Source organism: Acidovorax sp. DW039 (genome assembly GCF_037101375.1).
GTDB lineage: Bacteria > Pseudomonadota > Gammaproteobacteria > Burkholderiales > Burkholderiaceae_C > Acidovorax.
Genome location: NZ_AP029019.1, coordinates 655331 through 670778 on the forward strand (window position 1 = coordinate 655331; position 15448 = coordinate 670778).

Below are 15448 nucleotides of genomic sequence, written 5' to 3' on the forward strand. Positions count from 1 at the left end.
TCTTATGCAGTGGTGGGTGGGGTGGTGCCCAGCAGGGCATCAAGCTGGCTGCCGATTTCTGCTTCGATGCGGTCCTTGAACGAACCGAACAGGAAGCCCAGCTTGGCGTGCATGTCGAACTGCCCTGCATCCACCCGCAGGGTACCGCTCACGCCTGCGCGGCTGAAGCTCAGGGTGTCCTGGGTTTCGCCTTCCTCGTAGGTGCATTCCATGTCGAATTTTTCCTCGGCCTTGCGGGCCCAGTGGCGCGCCACTTCGCGGGCCTTGGTCAGGCCGAGTTGGTGGTCGCGTTGGATGTGAAGGTCAGGCACCGGGGTTCTCCTTGGGTGGGGCAAGCGCACGCAGCGCGTCGTGGCGCTGGGGCAAAGGCTGTTGGGTGAGTTGTTGGACCGCATCATAAAACCGCGGCCAGTCGCGCCCCTCGCGCTCGAACAGGGCTTCAAAGCCGGGCACCAGCTCGTCATACGCGGCCTGGGCGGCAAAGCTGGCGTTATTGGCTTTGGTAACCCAGCGGTCGTAGCCCGCAATCTGTGCCGGGGTCACGGCGGGAGCGCCCTCTACAGGCTGCAGCCACTGGGCGCGCAGGCTGGCGTACTCGGCGCGAAAAGCCTGCATTGCTTCATTTTTCATAGCTACCAGCGCTTGATCTGTAAGCGCTGCAGTGCCTTTTTGCTCATAAATTGCGGCCAGCCGTGCGCGCGTGGCCCGGGTGAGCGTGCGAAACGCGCTGCGCCGCACCTCGCTGGCGGCAAAGGCGGCGCGCACCTCGGGCGTGCTGTGCGTGGCCAGCCAGCGCGCGCTGCCCAGCCGCTCCACCGCGGTGGCGAAAGATTCGTTGAAGAGGGTGTCGCCCTTGGCATAGACCACCTGGTGCGCCAGTTCGTGGAACAGCAGACGTACAAATTCGCCCTCGGGCCAGGCGATGAAGGTGGACAGCAGAGGATCGCCCCCGGCCCAGTTCATGTACCCCAGGGTGGAGTAGGCGGGCACGCCGTACACATCCACCTCCAGCCCTTGCCGGGCCAGCAGCTGGGCTTCGGCTTGGGCATCGCGCTCATCAAAGTAACCCCGGTAGCCGATACAGCCGGTGAACGGAAAGCACCAGGTGTGCAGCTTCAGCGCATCCGGCGGGGCGGCCACCACATTCCACACCGCAGCGGGGCGCTTCAGGTCTGCATAGCGGCGGTAGCTGGCGTTGTCGGGCAGGTGCAGCTCGGTGATGGCGAACTGGCGCGCGCGCTGTGCCAGCTCCAGGCGCTGGCGCAGGGGGGCAGAAATGTCGCTGCGGGCCATCCACTCATCCACCGGCTGTGCGGCCCCCATGAGCTGCAGGTGCCCGTGCACCGACTGCCAGTAGTACCCCAGCGTGCTGTGGCTGGCTGCGCAGCCGCCCAGTAAGTTACCCAGTAACAGGGCACCCATGGCCACGACAAAGCCCTTGCGGGCCCGGCGGGCGAGCGTGGGACGGGAGATGAGGGAGCGTGAAGGCATAGAGAGGCAAGGTTAATGCAGCGCCCAATGCTGGCAGCAGCCTGGCACGGCGGCTTCCTAGAATGACACGATGACTGATCACGCCACCCCTGCCGAAGCATCTTCTTTGCCCGAAGGGCTGTTTGCCGATGAGGCCGCTTGCCCGCGCTGCAGCTGGTGCCAGGCATCGCCGCTGTACCGTCACTACCACGACCATGAATGGGGATTCCCGGTGGCGGACGACCGGCGGCTGTTCGAGAAAATCTGCCTCGAAGGGTTCCAGTCAGGCCTGAGCTGGCTCACCATTTTGAACAAGCGCGAGGGTTTTCGCGCCGCCTTTGCCCAGTTCGATGCCGAGCAAGTGGCAGCGTTTGACCCAGCCGATGTGGAGCGACTGGTGCAGGACGCAGGCATCGTGCGCCACCGCGGCAAGATCGAGTCCACCATCAACAACGCCCGCCGGGTGCTGGAGCTGCGCCGCGAGTTCGGTTCGCTGGCCCGCTACGTGTGGAGCTACGAACCCGCCACCGCCGACCGGCCCGAGCGCCTGACCCGCGAGGTGGCGCGCACGCTGTCCACCTCGGCAGCGTCGGTCGCCATGTCCAAAGACCTGAAAAAGCGGGGCTGGAGCTTTGTGGGCCCCACCACGGTCTACGCCTTCATGCAGGCGATGGGGCTGGTGAACGATCACCTGGAGGGGTGCCACGCCCGCCCCTTGGCACTGAAGGCCCGGGCAGACTTTGTGCGGCCTTGAGGGCTGCCTACCGAGAGGGCAGCAAATCCAGCACCTTTTCGGCCGGGCGGCAGACCCTGGCACCTTGCGGTGACGCAACCACCGGCCGGTTCAGCAGGATGGGGTGGGCTGCGATGGCGTCGAGCAGCTGGGCATCCGTCACGCCAGGGGCGTCCAGTTGCAGCTCTTTGAACAGGGGCTCTTTGGTGCGCACCAGGCCCAGCGCGGGCTCGCCGGTGGCCTGTGCCAGCGCCTGCAGCGTGGCCCGGTCGGGCGGGTTCTTCAGGTAGTCGATGACCTGGGGCTCGATACCGCGCTCTTGCAGCAGCGACAGCACATTGCGCGACGTGCCGCAGCGAGGGTTGTGGTACAGGGTGAATGCAGTGTTGGGCATGGTTTCAGTGATGGCGAAAACTGTGACGGGCGCTGGGATGCATGCGTCGGAGCCGCAGGCAAGTGGGGGACGGGTCGCGCGCCTTCAACCCCGCAGTTCCAGGTGGTCGAGCAGCACAAAGTCGCTGTGCGGGCTGGCCTGTGAGAACAGGGCCAGGCTGTCGATGCGCAGCGGGGGCAGGTCGGCAAAAAAGTCCTGTGCTACTTCTTGCACCAGTGTTTGCGTCTCGGCGGGGACCAGATGCAAAGGGCCCGTAAGCGGCAGGTGAAACAGGTAGGGCGCGGTCACTGCGCCTGTGGCGGTTGCCGCATCGGCCGCAATGCCCTGTAGCGCCTGCGCGCAGGTGGCCGCCATGGCTTGCAGTTCTGCATGGGCTGCGTCTGCCGGGCCGGGGGCCAGTGCCAGGCAGCCTTCGTGCACGCGCACCTGCAGCATGGGCACAGGCCGTGGGGCCAGGCGCTGTGCCAGGTGGTGCACGGCGTGCTGCAGGTCCAGCCAGTCGCGTCCCGGGGCCAGGGCAAAGTCAGGCACCCAGGCAGCGCGCCAACCCAGTTGCCTCGGCATTGCCGTCAGCATGTGCAGGGCCTCGGGCGCAATGCCTTCGATGCGCAGTTGCTCCATGGGCTGGGCCTGCGCGGCGCAGCGCCCCAGCCAGTGGCTGCCCGCCAGCCAGCCCAGGGTGCCCGGGTTGGGCGCGTAGGCCAGGGCATAACGGGGGAAATGTGGTGCGGCCCCGCCTGGAGGCTGGGGCTCAGCCATTCGTCTTGGCCAGCCAGCCCAGGTCCAGCGGGCGGTCTTCAAACTCGGTGTTCAGTACCACGGTGCTGGTGGTGCGGGCCACCCCAGCAATGGACTTGATCTGGTAGATCACGTCCTCCAGCGCCCGCGGGTGGGTGGTGCGGATCTTGGCCAGAAAGTCGTACTCACCGGCCACGCTGTGCAGCTCCTCCACCTCGGGCATGGCGCGTAGGCGGGGGGCCACGTCCCGGCAGTGGATGCCGCCATCGTTGCGGATGGCGACAAACGCCGTGAAGTTCAGCCCGACACGTTCCGGATCGACGCTGATGGAAAAGCGGCGGATCACGCCTTTGTCCAGCAGCTTTTTCACCCGCTCGTGCACAGCGGCAGTGGACAGCCCCACCTCAGCCCCCACGTCGGCGTAAGAACGACGGCCGTCTTCGCCAAGAGCCGAAATAATTCTGGCGTCCATCTCATCTGTCTGAATATTTGCTTGCATGCGGGTGAATTTCCGGTAAAAATTCCTAAAAACGCGGTTTGTCCATAAATTATTCGGTCAGGTGGAGAATATGCCGACATTTTTCAATGCGCAACAGCCATCCTGGCGTCTGGGCCGTTCGGGCGCGCTGCTTCTGGCTTTGTTGCTGGTGTACGTGGTGTGGGGCACCACGTACTTTGCCATTGGCATCGCATTGCAGAGCATGCCACCACTGTGGATGACCGCCATCCGCTTTTTGTGCGCGGGCGGCATCATGCTGCTGGTGGCGCTGTGGCAGGGGCACCGCCTGCCTACGCTGCTGCAGTGGCGAAATGCCGCGCTGGTGGGCGCACTTATGGTGTTTGGCGCCATGAACTGTGTGGGCCTGGCGCAAAAGCTGGGCATTGGTTCGGGCCTCATGGCCACGGTGGTCACCACCATGCCCATGTGGCTGGCGCTGTGGACGCGCTGGGGCGGCGAGCGGGTGCCTCTGACCAGCTGGGTGGGCCTGGCGCTGGGCGTGATCGGCGCCTTGCTGCTGGCGCTGGAAGGGGATTTTTCTGCCACCTGGCAGGGGGCGCTGTTTGCCTTTGGCGCGCCGCTGTGCTGGAGCGTGGGCTCCTACGCCTCGCGCAAGCTGGAACTGCCTGCGCCCGCCATGGCGGCATCCGCCCAGTGGCTGGTGGGCGGCCTGCTGTGTCTGGTGACGGCTGCTTGGGTGGAGCCAGCCTCTGCCCTGGCCCAGGTCACGGCCAAGTCGTGGGCGGCCTGGGTTTATCTGGTGGTGTTTGGCACGCTGATCGCCCTCAACGCCTACCTGTGGTTGCTGCAGAACGCATCGGCCGCGCTGGCGGGCAGCTACTCGTTTGTGAATCCTGCCGTGGCCCTGCTGGTGGGGGTGGTGCTGGGGGGCGAGTTGCTGACAGGCTGGGTGTTTGCCGCCCTGCCGCTCATCGCGGCCGCGCTGGTCTGCATCATGTACGGGCCTGCGGTGCTGGTCTTTTGGCAGCGCAGCGTGGCGCCCTGGCTGCGTGGGGTGGGGACATCCGGCGGGACATCCCGGCAAGCCTGATCTGAGTTGCTCCTGTTTTTGTAGCTGCCTGCGCAGATTGGATGTGCGCTGGGGCCTTTTTTGTTGCGATGAAGCTGGTCTTGAAGACTGCACCTGCCATACACGGGCTGACACAAGCTATCGGCCTGCGCTGATACCAGCCCCGGCACGGCCGCGTTAGGCTTGGGACCTCTTTTGCCCAAGTGTTGGAACCCATGCTCTACAAATTCAAATCCCGCGCTGCCGCCGATCTGATCCTGCTGGAGCCGCATGCGCGGACCATCCTGCAGATCATCGGCAAGGAGGCCGGGCCCACGGGCGTCATCACCGTGGCCCAGATTCCCGCTGCCATTGCGGCCCTGCAGGCCGGGGTGGCGGCGGATGAGGCACGCTTGCGTGATGCCCCGCTGGCCGAAGAGGCCTCCTCAGACCCCGAAGCAGCCGCTGATGATGACCGCCGGGAGGTCGTGCGCCTGCACCAGCGCGCAGCGCCTTTTATCGACTTGTTGCGCCGCAGCCTGGAAGAGGGGCGCGACGTGGTGTGGGGCGTGTAAGAGGCTGTTGTTCTGCATAACTCCCTGCGGTCGGTGATAGCGCGGCCTCGGGCAGTCCGCTGCGTTGCTTTTCTTGCCAATAGCCGGGCTATTGGCTGCAAAAAGACGCCTTGCGGCCCCTCCCGATCCGCACTACCACCGACTCGCGAGGGTTATGCAGGACATCCTTGAAGGAGCCACTCACAAAGCTCCTCTGGCATGGTTGCCGAGTTCAACAGACTCTGACGGGCTATCCTCGGCCCATGTCCTTGCATGCAGAACTCCACTACGACAAAGCCCTGGTGCAATCCGCCGTCGGTGTGTACTGGCGGCGTACCGTGGGTCGGCGCTTGCCTTGGGTGTGCCTGGCCATGGCGGTGTTCTTGGTCTACCTGCTGGCGCGGGGGCAGCGCGGCTGGCAGGAGGGAATGATCGGCACGGTCCTGTTCTTCGGCTGCGCCATGATGGTGGCGGTCTACACCGTGCATTACCGCAACGCGCTGGCCAAGCTGCGCGCCATGCGCCAGCCCGTGGCCCAGCTCCGTGTGGATGAGGCGAACCTGACCGTGGAATCTGGCGCGGGCAAGGCCTCGCTGCCATGGACGGCTGTGGAGCAGGTGTGGCGCTGTGACGGCTTCTGGCTGCTGCTCCTGTCGCCTGCTCAATTCATCACCCTGCCCACGGCCCGCATCGCGCAAGACATGCAGGATTTCATGCTGGCCCGGCTGACCGCCGCGGGGGCACAGGTTCGCTGATGGAGTGGAGAGGCTGTGTTCAGGGCCTCCCCACGCACCGCTGTTCGCCGGGTTTCAGTCCACCTTCGCGCCTGACACCTTGACCACCTGCGCCCACTTCTGGTGTTCGCGCTCAATATGCCGCGCAAACTCCGCAGGCGTGTTGCCACCGGGAATGGCACCCTGGGCCATCAGCCGCTCTTTCACCGCGGGGCTGGCCAGGGCCTTGGCCGTTTCCTGCTGAATGCGGTTGACGATATCCGCAGACGTTCCCGCCGGGGCCAGCAGGCCAAACCAGGAGCTGGCCTCGTAGCCCTTGAGTGCCGGGCCGCCAGCCTGTTCCACCGTGGGCACATCGGGCAGGGCTGCAGAGCGCTCGCTGCTGGTTACCGCCAGCGCCACCAGCTTCCCCGCCTTGATCTGGGCCATGGACGAGGGCAGGTTGTCAAACATCACATCGGCATTGCCCGCCACCATGTCCATCAGCGCCGGGCCCGAGCCACGGTAGGGCAGGTGCAGCATGAAGGTGCCCGTCATGCTCTTGAACAGCTCCCCCGCCAGGTGGATGGAGGTGCCGTTGCCGCTGGACGCCATGTTCAGCTTACCGGGGTTGGCCTTGGCGGCCTTGATGAAGTCCTGCACATTGCTCACCCCCAGAGCCTTGGCCTTGTCGGGGTTCATCACCATCACATTGGGCACGGCAGCCACCAGCGTGATGGGCACAAAGTCCTTGATCGGGTCGTAGGGCAGCTTGGCATACAGCGCGCGGTTGATTCCGTGCGTGCCCACCGTACCCATCAGCAGGGTGTAGCCATCGTTGGCCGACTTGACCACCGCCTCGGCCCCCACGTTGCCGCCAGCGCCTGCCCGGTTTTCCACAATGAAGGGCTGCCCGAACGCGCGGCCCAGCTCCGGTGCCATGGCGCGCGCCAGGATGTCGGTGGTGCCACCGGGGGCAAACGGAACAATGATGCGCACCGGCTTGTTGGGCCAGCCCGACTGGGCGTGAGAGGGGGCCATCAAGGCGGCGGAGCCCAACACTGCGCACAGCAGCGTCAGCGCTCCACGGCGGCGGAGGGCGGGGTGCAGAGGGGATGTCATGAGGTGGCCTTCCTGCGGAGAGGGTTGTTATGCATACATAGCTTTTAATGCTGTGCGCCACTTTCTGTGCAGATGGATAACCCCAAGGCCTTGTATTTGGTGCAGGTCGGTTGATGTAGCGCAGTCACGGTGGACAGACTCTGAGCGCCAAAGAAAAAGCCGCCGTGCGCGGTGCACGGCGGCTTGTGGGGTGCTCTGGTTGGATTCAAGCCAGAGCAGGGGTGAAGTGGATCAGTCTGCGTAAGAACCCGCAGCCTTGATCACCGTACCAAACTTCTCCATCTCGGCCAGCACAAACTTCTTGTGCTCTGCAGATTCGACGCGCTTGTCGGTGGCCACCACAGCGCCCAGGCCTTCCTGCTTCTTGATGAAGTCGGGGTCCTTCAATGCGGTCTTCAGTGCTTCGTTCAGCTTGGTGACCACCGCAGCGGGCGTGCCCTTGGGGGCGTACAGGCCGTGCCAGATGGTGACGCTGAAGTCCTTCACGCCCGATTCGGCCAGCGTGGGCAGATCTTTCAGTGCAGGCGTTGTCAGGCGCTTGGTCGTGGTCACGGCATAAGCCTTGACCTTCTTGCCTTCGATCTGCGAGGTGGTGTTGGTGGTCTGGTCGCACAGCAGGTCGATCTGGCCACCAATCAGGTCGGTCATGGCAGGCGCAGTGCCCTTGTAGGGCACGGGAACCATGTCGATCTGCAGCGCGCTCTGGAACATCAGGCCGCACAGGTGCGATGCAGAGCCCTGGCCCGCGTTGCCCAGGTTGATCTTGCCCTTGTTCTGCTGCAGCCAGGTCGACAGCTCCTTGTAGTTGTTGGCAGGCATGCTGGGCTTGGCGATCAGCGTCATGGGCACGTCGTTGATGATGCCCAGGTACTCGAAGTCGTTGGCCACGTTGAAGGACAGCTTGCGGTACATGGTGGGCATGGTGGCCATGCTCACATGGTTGAGCAGCAGCGTGTAGCCGTCGGGTGTGGCGCGGGCCACCTTGGCGCTGCCGATGGTGCTGCCTGCACCTGCGGCGTTGTCGATCACCACGCTCACCCCGCCCAGGGGTTTGCGCAGCGCTTCGGCCAGATCACGGGCCACGCGGTCGGTGGGGCCGCCAGCGGCGTAGGGCACCACGATGGTGATCGTCTTGTCTTTGGACGGGAACTCCTGCGCCTGGGCACCGAAGGCGACGAGCACTGCCGCAGCAGCCAGCGTGAGTTTCTGCAATGTTTTCATGGAAGCTCCTGTGAATGACGGCGCCATGATAGCCATGGGCTTTTTCCCCTGTACTACGGGTAGTACTTAGCCCGTACCGTGTGGTTTTTTTAAGAGAAAAACGCCTGTAATGCTTTTGGATAAAGCGCTGGCAGCTATTGAATTGATAGCTAATGCAAGGGAAAACCCTGCCCTGAAACAGCCCTCGGGGCGCTGCCTATCAGGGCAAACCATGGGGTGTTTGCGAGGGGCTTTTGCGACACGTCAACCGCTGATGGGCAGTGTGCCCCTCACGGGCCGCACAGGCCCCTGGCCGGGTCAGCGGTAGCTGCGTGCGTCCTCAATCACCTTGCCATCGTTGGGCAAGGTGCCGGGCGGCACCATCTGCACATCGCCGCGCAGCTTGGTCACGTCGCGGATGGCTTCGCTGAGCTGGCGCGCCAGGCCTTCGGCGGTCTCCACGGTTTCCACCTGCAGCACCATCTGGTCGTTGGCCATTTCGCCGCTGACCACCAGGCGTGCGCGTTGCACCTGCGGGAAGCGTTTGACGATTTGCGCCACCTGCCCCGGGTGCACGAACATGCCGCGCACCTTGGTGGTCTGGTCGGCCCGGCCCATCCAGCCCTTGATGCGCACATTGGTGCGCCCTGTGGGGCACTGGCCGGGCAGCACGGCCGACAGGTCGCCGGTGCCAAAGCGGATGAGCGGGTAGTCGGGGTTGAGCGTGGTGATGACCAGCTCGCCCACCTCGCCCTCGGGCACCGGGTCGCCCGTGCCGGGGCGCACGATCTCGACGACCACGCCTTCGTCCAGCACCAGCCCTTCGCGAGCGCTGGTCTCATAGGCGATCAGCCCCAGGTCGGCCGTGGCGTAGCACTGGTAGCCCGCAATGCCACGTTCGGCAAACCAGTCGCGCAGGCTGGGCGGAAACGCCTCGCCCGAGACCAGCGCCTTGGTCACCGTAGGCAGGGCCACGCCCATCTCGGCTGCCTTCTCGATGATGATCTTGAGAAAGCTGGGCGTGCCGATGTAGCCCGCAGGCTGCAGTTCGGCCATGGCCTGCACCTGCTGTTCGGTCTGCCCCGTGCCGCCGGGGAACACGGTGCAGCCCAGCGCATGCGCGCCGGTCTCCATCATCGAGCCCGCAGGCACAAAGTGGTAGCTGAAGCTGTTGTGGATCAGCTCGCCGCGCCGGAAGCCCGCCGCGTGAATGGCTCGCGCCATGCGCCAGTAATCAGGCCGTGTGCCCTCGGGCTCGTAAATGGTGCCGGGGCTGGCAAACACCCGCGTCATGCCCGGCCCAAAGCCCAGCGCGCTGAAGCCGCCAAACACGTTGGTGGCACGGCCCGCCTGCTGGCGCTCCAGCAGCTCATATTTGCGCGTGACGGGCAGCTGGGCCAGCGCCGCACGGCTGGTGATCGCTGCTGCATCCACCCCCGCCAGAATGCTGGCGAACGCGGGGGATGCCTGCTGCGCATGCGCCACCTGCTGCGGCAGCGCCGCCATCAGCGCCGCTTCACGCTCCGCAGGGTTGCGGGTTTCCAAGGCGTCATAAAACGTGCTCATGCCCAGGGCTCCTTGTGAGGTGGTTTGAAGTGAAATTGGCCTCTAGCGCCCGTCCATCAAGCGCAAGCAGCTATGAAATTGAGAGTGAATGCTTGGGGTTGGGGCGCGGCCACCGCCAGCGCACCCGTGGAGCTGGCTTGGCCAGGCCACCGGGTGCGTCCCCCTGAGGGGGAAGGCGCGCAGCGCCACAGGGGGCATGTCAGGCCAGCCAGCGCTTGCGCCGCTTGTAGCTCTTCACGTCCTTGAAGCTCTTGCGCTCGCCGCCGCCCACGCCCAGGTAAAACTCTTTCACGTCCTCGTTGCTGGCCAGGTCGCTGGCGGCACCGTCCATCACCACGCGGCCGCTTTCCATGATGTAGCCGTAGTCCGCGTACTTCAGCGCCATGTTGGTGTTCTGCTCGGCCAGCAGGAAGGTCACCTTCTCCTTGGTGTTCAGGTCTTTGACGATGTTGAACACCTCTTCCACGATCTGCGGCGCCAGCCCCATCGAGGGCTCGTCCAGCAGCACCATGCTGGGGTTGGCCATGAGCGCGCGGCCAATGGCGCACATCTGCTGCTCGCCGCCCGAGGTGTAAGCCGCCTGCGAGGTGCGGCGCGTTTTCAGGCGCGGAAAGTAGTTGTAGACCTTCTCTAGGTTGGCCTCGATCTCGCCCTTGCTGGTGCGGGTGTAAGAGCCTGTCATCAGGTTCTCTTCGATCGTCAGGTGGGCAAAGCAGTGCCGCCCCTCCATCACCTGCACCACACCGCGCTTGACGAGATCGGCGGGCGAGAGGTTTTCGATGCGCTCACCCCGCAGCTCGATGCTGCCCTTGGTCACCTCGCCCCGCTCGCCCTTGAGCAGGTTGGAGATGGCGCGCAGCGTGGTCGTCTTGCCCGCCCCGTTGCCCCCCAGGATGGCCACGATGGACCCTTCCCGCACCTGCAGCGAGACGCCCTTGAGCACCAGGATCACATGGTTGTAAATGACCTCGATGCCGTTGACGTTGAGAACGATATTGCTGTTGGAAGAGTCCATGGTGTTCCTTCGCTGTGCCAATCGAAAAGATTGCGATGCAACCCTTTCGATTGGCGGCTGCCCAAAGGCAACCGCTTCGTCGCTGACCCTTGATACGGTCGCTGCCCAAATACCGGGGCCACCGTGCAAGGGCCGCCCCGCCGCACCGGTGGCGTCCCCCTTCCCGAATCGCGCAGCGATTCGAGAGAAGGGGGAAGGCGCGTAGCGCCTCAGGGGGATGTCCTTAGCTCTGACAATCAGAGGCCTCGCGCCGCGCCATCTTCTTGTCGGCCAGGTACTTGTCTGCGCCAGCCTTCACCATGGGCTTGAGGATCTGCTCGTCAGCCTGGTACCAGTCCGAAGAGAAGTTCCACTTCTTGCCGTCCCAGGTGTGCACGCGCGACCAGGTGGAGCCCATGTGGTCGGCGCAGCTGGTGGACAGAGGGCGCATCACGTCGTTGAAACCCAGCGCATCCAGCTTCTTCTGGTCCAGGGCCAGGTTTTCCATGCCCCAGCGCACTTGCTCGCCGGTCATGACCTTGCCCTTGCCAAAGCGCTCCTGTGCGCGGCGCACGGCTTCCACGGCCAGCATCTGGATGATGACGCCGCGGGTGTACAGCACCGAGCCCACTTCGTCCTTCGGCCCTGTGCCCTGGCCCTTGTCGTGCACGTGCTTCAGGATGTCTTGCATCACCTTGCTCTGCTGGCCATAGCCATTCAGTGCCAGCGCGTTGTAGCCCTTGGCACCTTCGCCCACGTCGCGCACATCAGGCTCAGCACCAGCCCACCACACGCCATACATCTTGTCGCGCGGGTAGCCGGTGGCCTGGGCTTCCTTCAGGGCGGTGGAGTTCATCACGCCCCAGCCCCACAGCAGCACGTAGTCGGGGCGGCTTTGGCGCACCTGCAGCCAAGTGGCTTTTTGTTCCACGCCGGGCGCTGTCACGGGCAGCATCTGCAGCTCAAAGCCGTGCATCTTGGCGCGCTCTTGCAGCACCGGGATGGGCTCTTTGCCAAACGGGCTGTCGTGGTAGACCAGGGCGATCTTCTTGCCCTTGAGCTTGTCCAGCCCGCCGTTGACCTTGCCCAGGTGCTGGATCAGGATGTCTGCTCCTGTCCAGTAGCTGCCCATGAACGGGAAGTTCCACTTGAACGCCTGCCCGTCCTGCGCTACCGACAAACCATAGCCCAGCGTCATCAGCGGGATCTTGTCCACCGGGGCCTTCTCGGTCAGCGCGAAGGTGATGCCGGTGGCCTGGGGGTCGAACAGCGAGACGCCAGGGCGGCTCTTGAGGCGTTCGTAGCACTCCACGCCCCGGTCCGTGGCGTAGCCGGTTTCGCATTCTTCAAAGGTGAGCTTCACGCCGTTGATGCCGCCATCGCGGGCGTTGATCATCTTGATGTAGTCCTGCTTGCCGTTGGCCCATGGCACACCGTTGGGCGCATACGGCCCCGTGCGGTACGACAGCAGCGGGAAGAACTGTTCCTTGGCTTGCGCGAAGGCGCTCGTCGCCACGGACGACGCACCTGCTGCAACCACCGCAGCGGCGATCACGATTTTCGAAAGCTTCATGGATGTCTCCTTTGGATGAATGTGTTGAAGCACGGGGAGGAAATCAGTGCGGGAAGGGCCACAGGCGCAGCTTCTGCTTGGCGGTGGACCACAGCTTGGCCAGGCCGTGGGGCTCGACGATGAGGAACCAGACGATGAGCGCGCCAAAGATCATCAGCTCGGCGTGCGAGATGCCGGCGGTGGAAATCTCCACACCAAACAGCCCCATGAATGCAGGCAGGAACTGGTTCAGGAAGATGGGCAGCACCACGATGAAGGCCGCACCAAAGAACGCCCCCATGACGGAGCCGAGGCCACCGATGATGACCATGAAGAGCAGGCGGAACGACACCTCCACCGAGAACGCTGCGGGCTCCCAGGCGCCCAGGTGCACAAAGGCCCACAGCGCACCGGCCATGCCCACGATGAAGGAGCTGACGGCGAAGGCACTGAGCTTGGCGTACATGGGGCGGATGCCGATCACCGCAGCGGCTACGTCCATGTCGCGGATGGCCATCCACTCGCGGCCAATCGCGCCGCGCACCAGGTTCTTGGCCAGCAGCGCCACCACCACCAGAATCGCCAGGCAGAACAGGTACTTGCTGGTGGCGCTTTCAATCGGCATACCCAGCACCTGCAGGTTGGTCACCGACACCGAGCCCGAGTCGGAATTGTTGGTGAACCACTTGATGCGCAAAAACATCCAGTCGCTGAAGAACTGCGCCGCCAGCGTGGCCACCGCCAGGTACAGGCCTTTCACACGCAGGCTGGGCAGCCCGAACAGGATGCCGAAGAACGTGGCGCACAGTCCGCCCAGGATGAGCGCCGGAATCAGCGGCATGCCCGGAAAGCGCACAAAGAAGTTGTAGGCCCCGTAGGCCCCCACGGCCATGAAGGCGCCCGAGCCCAGCGAGATCTGCCCGCAGTAGCCCACCAGGATGTTCACCCCCAGAGCCGCCAGCGCCATGATGACGAAGGGGATCAGGATGGCGCGGAAGATGTAGTCGCTGGCCAACGCAGGAACCACCAGGAAGGCCACGGCGAGGATGAGCCCGATGGCAATGCGGTCCTGCGCGATGGGGAAGATCTGCTGGTCGGCGCGGTAGCTGGTCTTGAACTGGCCGTTTTCGCGGTAGAGCATGGTGTGTCTCCTGTTGTTTTTGTTATGGTTCAGACGCGATCAATGATCTTCTCTCCGAAGAGCCCTTGAGGCCTGAAGAGAAGAAACACCAGCGCCAGCACATACGCAAACCAGATCTCGATGCCCCCGCCCACATAAGGGCCCAGGTACACCTCCGACAGCTTCTCGCCCACGCCGATGATCAGCCCGCCGATGATGGCGCCGGGCACCGAGGTCAGGCCGCCCAGGATCACCACCGGCAGCGCACGCAGGGCCACGGTGGTCAGCGAGAACTGCACGCCCAGCTTGCTGCCCCAGATCATCCCGGCCACCAGGGCCACGACGCCTGCCACGCACCACACGATCACCCAGATGCGGTTGAGCGGGATGCCGATGGATTGGGCCGCCTGGTGGTCGTCGGCCACGGCGCGCAGGGCGCGGCCGGTGGAGGTCTTCTGGAAGAACACCGACAGCAGGGCCACCAGCGCGGCGGCAATGGCCGCGGCAATCACGTCTTCCTTGTTGATCAGGATGCCCCCCTGGAACATGGACTCCAGCGCAAAGATCGGGTCCTTGGGCATGCCCACATCGATCTTGTAGATGTCGCTGCCGAACAGCGTCTGGCCCAGGCCTTCGAGGAAGTAGGTGATGCCCAGCGTAGCCATCAGCAGCGTGGCACCTTCCTGGTTGACCAGATGGCGCAACACCAGTTTTTCAATCAGCCAGGCCACCACGAACATGATGGCGCCCGCGATCACAAAAGCCGCCAGATTGGCCACGATGGGGTTGTCAATGCCCGTCCACTTCGGTATCCACTCGGCAAAGCGGGCCATGGCCAGGGCTGCAAACAGCACCATGGCGCCTTGGGCAAAGTTGAACACGCCCGAGGCCTTGTAGATCAGCACAAAGCCCAGCGCCACCAGCGAATACAGCATGCCGGCCATCAGGCCGCCGATCAGGGTTTCGAGAAAGAATGCCATGTGTTGTTCTCCCGATCAGTGGCTGGTGCCCAGATAGGCGCGGATCACGTCTTCGTTGCTGCGCACCTCGTCGGGGCTGCCGTCGCCGATCTTCTTGCCGTAGTCCAGCACCACCACGCGGTCGCTGATGTCCATCACCACACCCATGTCGTGCTCGATCAGCACGATGGTGGTGCCAAACTCGTCGTTCACGTCCAGGATGAAGCGGCACATGTCCTGCTTCTCTTCCACGTTCATGCCGGCCATGGGTTCATCGAGCAGCAGCACCTGCGGCTCCATGGCCAGTGCGCGGCCCAGGTCCACGCGCTTTTGCAGGCCGTAGGGCAGTTGACCCACGGGGGTCTTGCGGTAGGCCTGGATTTCGAGGAAGTCGATGATGTGTTCGACGTATTCGCGGTGGCGGATTTCCTCGCGCTCGGCCGGCCCGATGCGCAGCGCCTGCAGCAGCAGGTTGCTTTTGATCATGAGGTTGCGGCCGGTCATGATGTTGTCGATCACGCTCATGCCCTTGAACAGCGCCAGGTTCTGGAACGTGCGCGCCACACCCATCTCGGCCACCTGGCGCGAGTTCATGTGGTCAAAGGTCTTGCCCCGAAAGGTGATGGAGCCTTCGGACGGCGTGTAAACGCCGTTGATGCAGTTGAGCATGGAGCTCTTGCCCGCGCCGTTGGGGCCGATGATGGCGCGGATCTCGTGCTCCTTCACATTGAAAGAGATGTCGGTCAGCGCCTTCACGCCGCCGAACCGGAGGCTGATGTTCTTGACGTCGAGGATGACGTCGCCGATCTTCTTGGTGCTCATGGG

Annotated in this window: 17 protein-coding genes; 4 read left to right on the forward strand and 13 right to left on the reverse strand. The window is 64.2% G+C overall.

Going from position 1 to position 15448, the window contains the following annotated elements; all coding sequences use genetic code 11:
• Positions 1-2: 2 nt before the first annotated feature.
• A complete protein-coding gene (locus tag AACH87_RS02935; RefSeq protein WP_338797231.1) occupies positions 3-311 on the reverse strand; it encodes a polyhydroxyalkanoic acid system family protein in 309 nt (102 codons plus the stop codon).
• Positions 304-1422: an aminopeptidase gene (locus tag AACH87_RS02940; protein WP_338798833.1), complete on the reverse strand. Its 1119-nt coding sequence runs from the start codon at positions 1420-1422 to the stop codon at positions 304-306. Before AACH87_RS02940 ends, AACH87_RS02935 begins: the two co-directional genes overlap by 8 nt.
• A 139-nt stretch (positions 1423-1561) precedes the next feature.
• On the opposite strand from AACH87_RS02940, the gene AACH87_RS02945 reads away from it, so the two are divergent.
• Positions 1562-2224: a DNA-3-methyladenine glycosylase I gene (locus AACH87_RS02945; RefSeq protein ID WP_338797233.1), complete on the forward strand. Its 663-nt coding sequence runs from the start codon at positions 1562-1564 to the stop codon at positions 2222-2224.
• A gap of 7 nt (positions 2225-2231) precedes the next feature.
• Here the strand turns inward: AACH87_RS02945 and arsC are convergent, their stop codons facing one another.
• From arsC to AACH87_RS02960, 3 genes are all read right to left on the reverse strand, one after another.
• Positions 2232-2597: an arsenate reductase (glutaredoxin) gene (gene arsC, locus AACH87_RS02950; protein ID WP_338797234.1), complete on the reverse strand. Its 366-nt coding sequence runs from the start codon at positions 2595-2597 to the stop codon at positions 2232-2234.
• 84 nt (positions 2598-2681) lie between these two features.
• Positions 2682-3356, reverse strand: coding sequence for a DUF1045 domain-containing protein (locus tag AACH87_RS02955; protein WP_338797235.1), 675 nt, complete (start codon positions 3354-3356; stop codon positions 2682-2684).
• A complete protein-coding gene (locus tag AACH87_RS02960; RefSeq protein WP_338797236.1) occupies positions 3349-3834 on the reverse strand; it encodes an Lrp/AsnC family transcriptional regulator in 486 nt (161 codons plus the stop codon). Before AACH87_RS02960 ends, AACH87_RS02955 begins: the two co-directional genes overlap by 8 nt.
• A 70-nt stretch (positions 3835-3904) precedes the next feature.
• On the opposite strand from AACH87_RS02960, the gene AACH87_RS02965 reads away from it, so the two are divergent.
• The 3 genes from AACH87_RS02965 (at position 3905) to AACH87_RS02975 (ending at position 6152) form a co-directional block, all read left to right on the forward strand.
• On the forward strand, positions 3905-4885 hold the full coding sequence (locus AACH87_RS02965; protein ID WP_338797237.1) for an EamA family transporter: 981 nt from the start codon (positions 3905-3907) through the stop codon (positions 4883-4885).
• Positions 4886-5079: 194 nt separating this feature from the next.
• On the forward strand, positions 5080-5418 hold the full coding sequence (locus AACH87_RS02970; RefSeq protein ID WP_338797238.1) for a DUF1840 domain-containing protein: 339 nt from the start codon (positions 5080-5082) through the stop codon (positions 5416-5418).
• Between the two features lie 242 nt (positions 5419-5660).
• The gene (locus AACH87_RS02975; protein WP_338797239.1) at positions 5661-6152 is read left to right on the forward strand and encodes a YcxB family protein; all 492 of its coding nucleotides are present in this window, start codon (positions 5661-5663) and stop codon (positions 6150-6152) included.
• Between the two features lie 54 nt (positions 6153-6206).
• Here AACH87_RS02975 and AACH87_RS02980 read toward each other — a convergent pair whose 3' ends face one another.
• From AACH87_RS02980 to AACH87_RS03015, 8 genes are all read right to left on the reverse strand, one after another.
• Positions 6207-7151, reverse strand: a complete 945-nt coding sequence (locus AACH87_RS02980; protein WP_338798834.1) for a tripartite tricarboxylate transporter substrate binding protein — start codon at positions 7149-7151, stop codon at positions 6207-6209.
• A 312-nt stretch (positions 7152-7463) separates the two neighbouring features.
• On the reverse strand, positions 7464-8453 hold the full coding sequence (locus AACH87_RS02985) for a tripartite tricarboxylate transporter substrate-binding protein (protein ID WP_338797240.1): 990 nt from the start codon (positions 8451-8453) through the stop codon (positions 7464-7466).
• Between the two features lie 297 nt (positions 8454-8750).
• Positions 8751-9998, reverse strand: coding sequence for an AMP-binding protein (locus AACH87_RS02990; RefSeq protein ID WP_338797241.1), 1248 nt, complete (start codon positions 9996-9998; stop codon positions 8751-8753).
• A 199-nt stretch (positions 9999-10197) separates the two neighbouring features.
• A complete protein-coding gene (locus AACH87_RS02995; protein ID WP_338797242.1) occupies positions 10198-11013 on the reverse strand; it encodes an ABC transporter ATP-binding protein in 816 nt (271 codons plus the stop codon).
• Between the two features lie 223 nt (positions 11014-11236).
• On the reverse strand, positions 11237-12565 hold the full coding sequence (locus AACH87_RS03000) for an ABC transporter substrate-binding protein (RefSeq protein ID WP_338797243.1): 1329 nt from the start codon (positions 12563-12565) through the stop codon (positions 11237-11239).
• 43 nt (positions 12566-12608) lie between these two features.
• The gene (locus AACH87_RS03005) at positions 12609-13685 is read right to left on the reverse strand and encodes a branched-chain amino acid ABC transporter permease (RefSeq protein WP_338797244.1); all 1077 of its coding nucleotides are present in this window, start codon (positions 13683-13685) and stop codon (positions 12609-12611) included.
• Between the two features lie 29 nt (positions 13686-13714).
• Positions 13715-14644 (reverse strand): branched-chain amino acid ABC transporter permease, encoded by a 930-nt coding sequence (locus tag AACH87_RS03010; RefSeq protein ID WP_338797245.1) that lies wholly within the window; start codon positions 14642-14644, stop codon positions 13715-13717.
• A gap of 15 nt (positions 14645-14659) precedes the next feature.
• Positions 14660-15445 carry an ABC transporter ATP-binding protein gene (locus tag AACH87_RS03015; RefSeq protein WP_338797246.1) on the reverse strand — a complete coding sequence of 262 codons (786 nt, stop codon included), beginning with the start codon at positions 15443-15445 and terminating at the stop codon, positions 14660-14662.
• Between the last annotated feature and the right edge of the window lie 3 nt (positions 15446-15448).

What these genes read in the sequence shown, in the direction of transcription:
- AACH87_RS02940 (WP_338798833.1), bottom strand. Translation starts at nt 1,422, where the DNA reads ATGGGTGCCCTGTTACTGGGTAACTTACTGGGCGGCTGCGCAGCCAGC.
- AACH87_RS02945 (WP_338797233.1), top strand. Translation starts at nt 1,562, where the DNA reads ATGACTGATCACGCCACCCCTGCCGAAGCATCTTCTTTGCCCGAAGGG.
- arsC (WP_338797234.1), bottom strand. Translation starts at nt 2,597, where the DNA reads ATGCCCAACACTGCATTCACCCTGTACCACAACCCTCGCTGCGGCACG.
- AACH87_RS02955 (WP_338797235.1), bottom strand. Translation starts at nt 3,356, where the DNA reads ATGGCTGAGCCCCAGCCTCCAGGCGGGGCCGCACCACATTTCCCCCGT.
- AACH87_RS02960 (WP_338797236.1), bottom strand. Translation starts at nt 3,834, where the DNA reads ATGCAAGCAAATATTCAGACAGATGAGATGGACGCCAGAATTATTTCG.
- AACH87_RS02965 (WP_338797237.1), top strand. Translation starts at nt 3,905, where the DNA reads ATGCCGACATTTTTCAATGCGCAACAGCCATCCTGGCGTCTGGGCCGT.
- AACH87_RS02970 (WP_338797238.1), top strand. Translation starts at nt 5,080, where the DNA reads ATGCTCTACAAATTCAAATCCCGCGCTGCCGCCGATCTGATCCTGCTG.
- AACH87_RS02975 (WP_338797239.1), top strand. Translation starts at nt 5,661, where the DNA reads ATGTCCTTGCATGCAGAACTCCACTACGACAAAGCCCTGGTGCAATCC.
- AACH87_RS02980 (WP_338798834.1), bottom strand. Translation starts at nt 7,151, where the DNA reads ATGGCCCCCTCTCACGCCCAGTCGGGCTGGCCCAACAAGCCGGTGCGC.
- AACH87_RS02985 (WP_338797240.1), bottom strand. Translation starts at nt 8,453, where the DNA reads ATGAAAACATTGCAGAAACTCACGCTGGCTGCTGCGGCAGTGCTCGTC.
- AACH87_RS02990 (WP_338797241.1), bottom strand. Translation starts at nt 9,998, where the DNA reads ATGAGCACGTTTTATGACGCCTTGGAAACCCGCAACCCTGCGGAGCGT.
- AACH87_RS02995 (WP_338797242.1), bottom strand. Translation starts at nt 11,013, where the DNA reads ATGGACTCTTCCAACAGCAATATCGTTCTCAACGTCAACGGCATCGAG.
- AACH87_RS03000 (WP_338797243.1), bottom strand. Translation starts at nt 12,565, where the DNA reads ATGAAGCTTTCGAAAATCGTGATCGCCGCTGCGGTGGTTGCAGCAGGT.
- AACH87_RS03005 (WP_338797244.1), bottom strand. Translation starts at nt 13,685, where the DNA reads ATGCTCTACCGCGAAAACGGCCAGTTCAAGACCAGCTACCGCGCCGAC.
- AACH87_RS03010 (WP_338797245.1), bottom strand. Translation starts at nt 14,644, where the DNA reads ATGGCATTCTTTCTCGAAACCCTGATCGGCGGCCTGATGGCCGGCATG.
- AACH87_RS03015 (WP_338797246.1), bottom strand. Translation starts at nt 15,445, where the DNA reads ATGAGCACCAAGAAGATCGGCGACGTCATCCTCGACGTCAAGAACATC.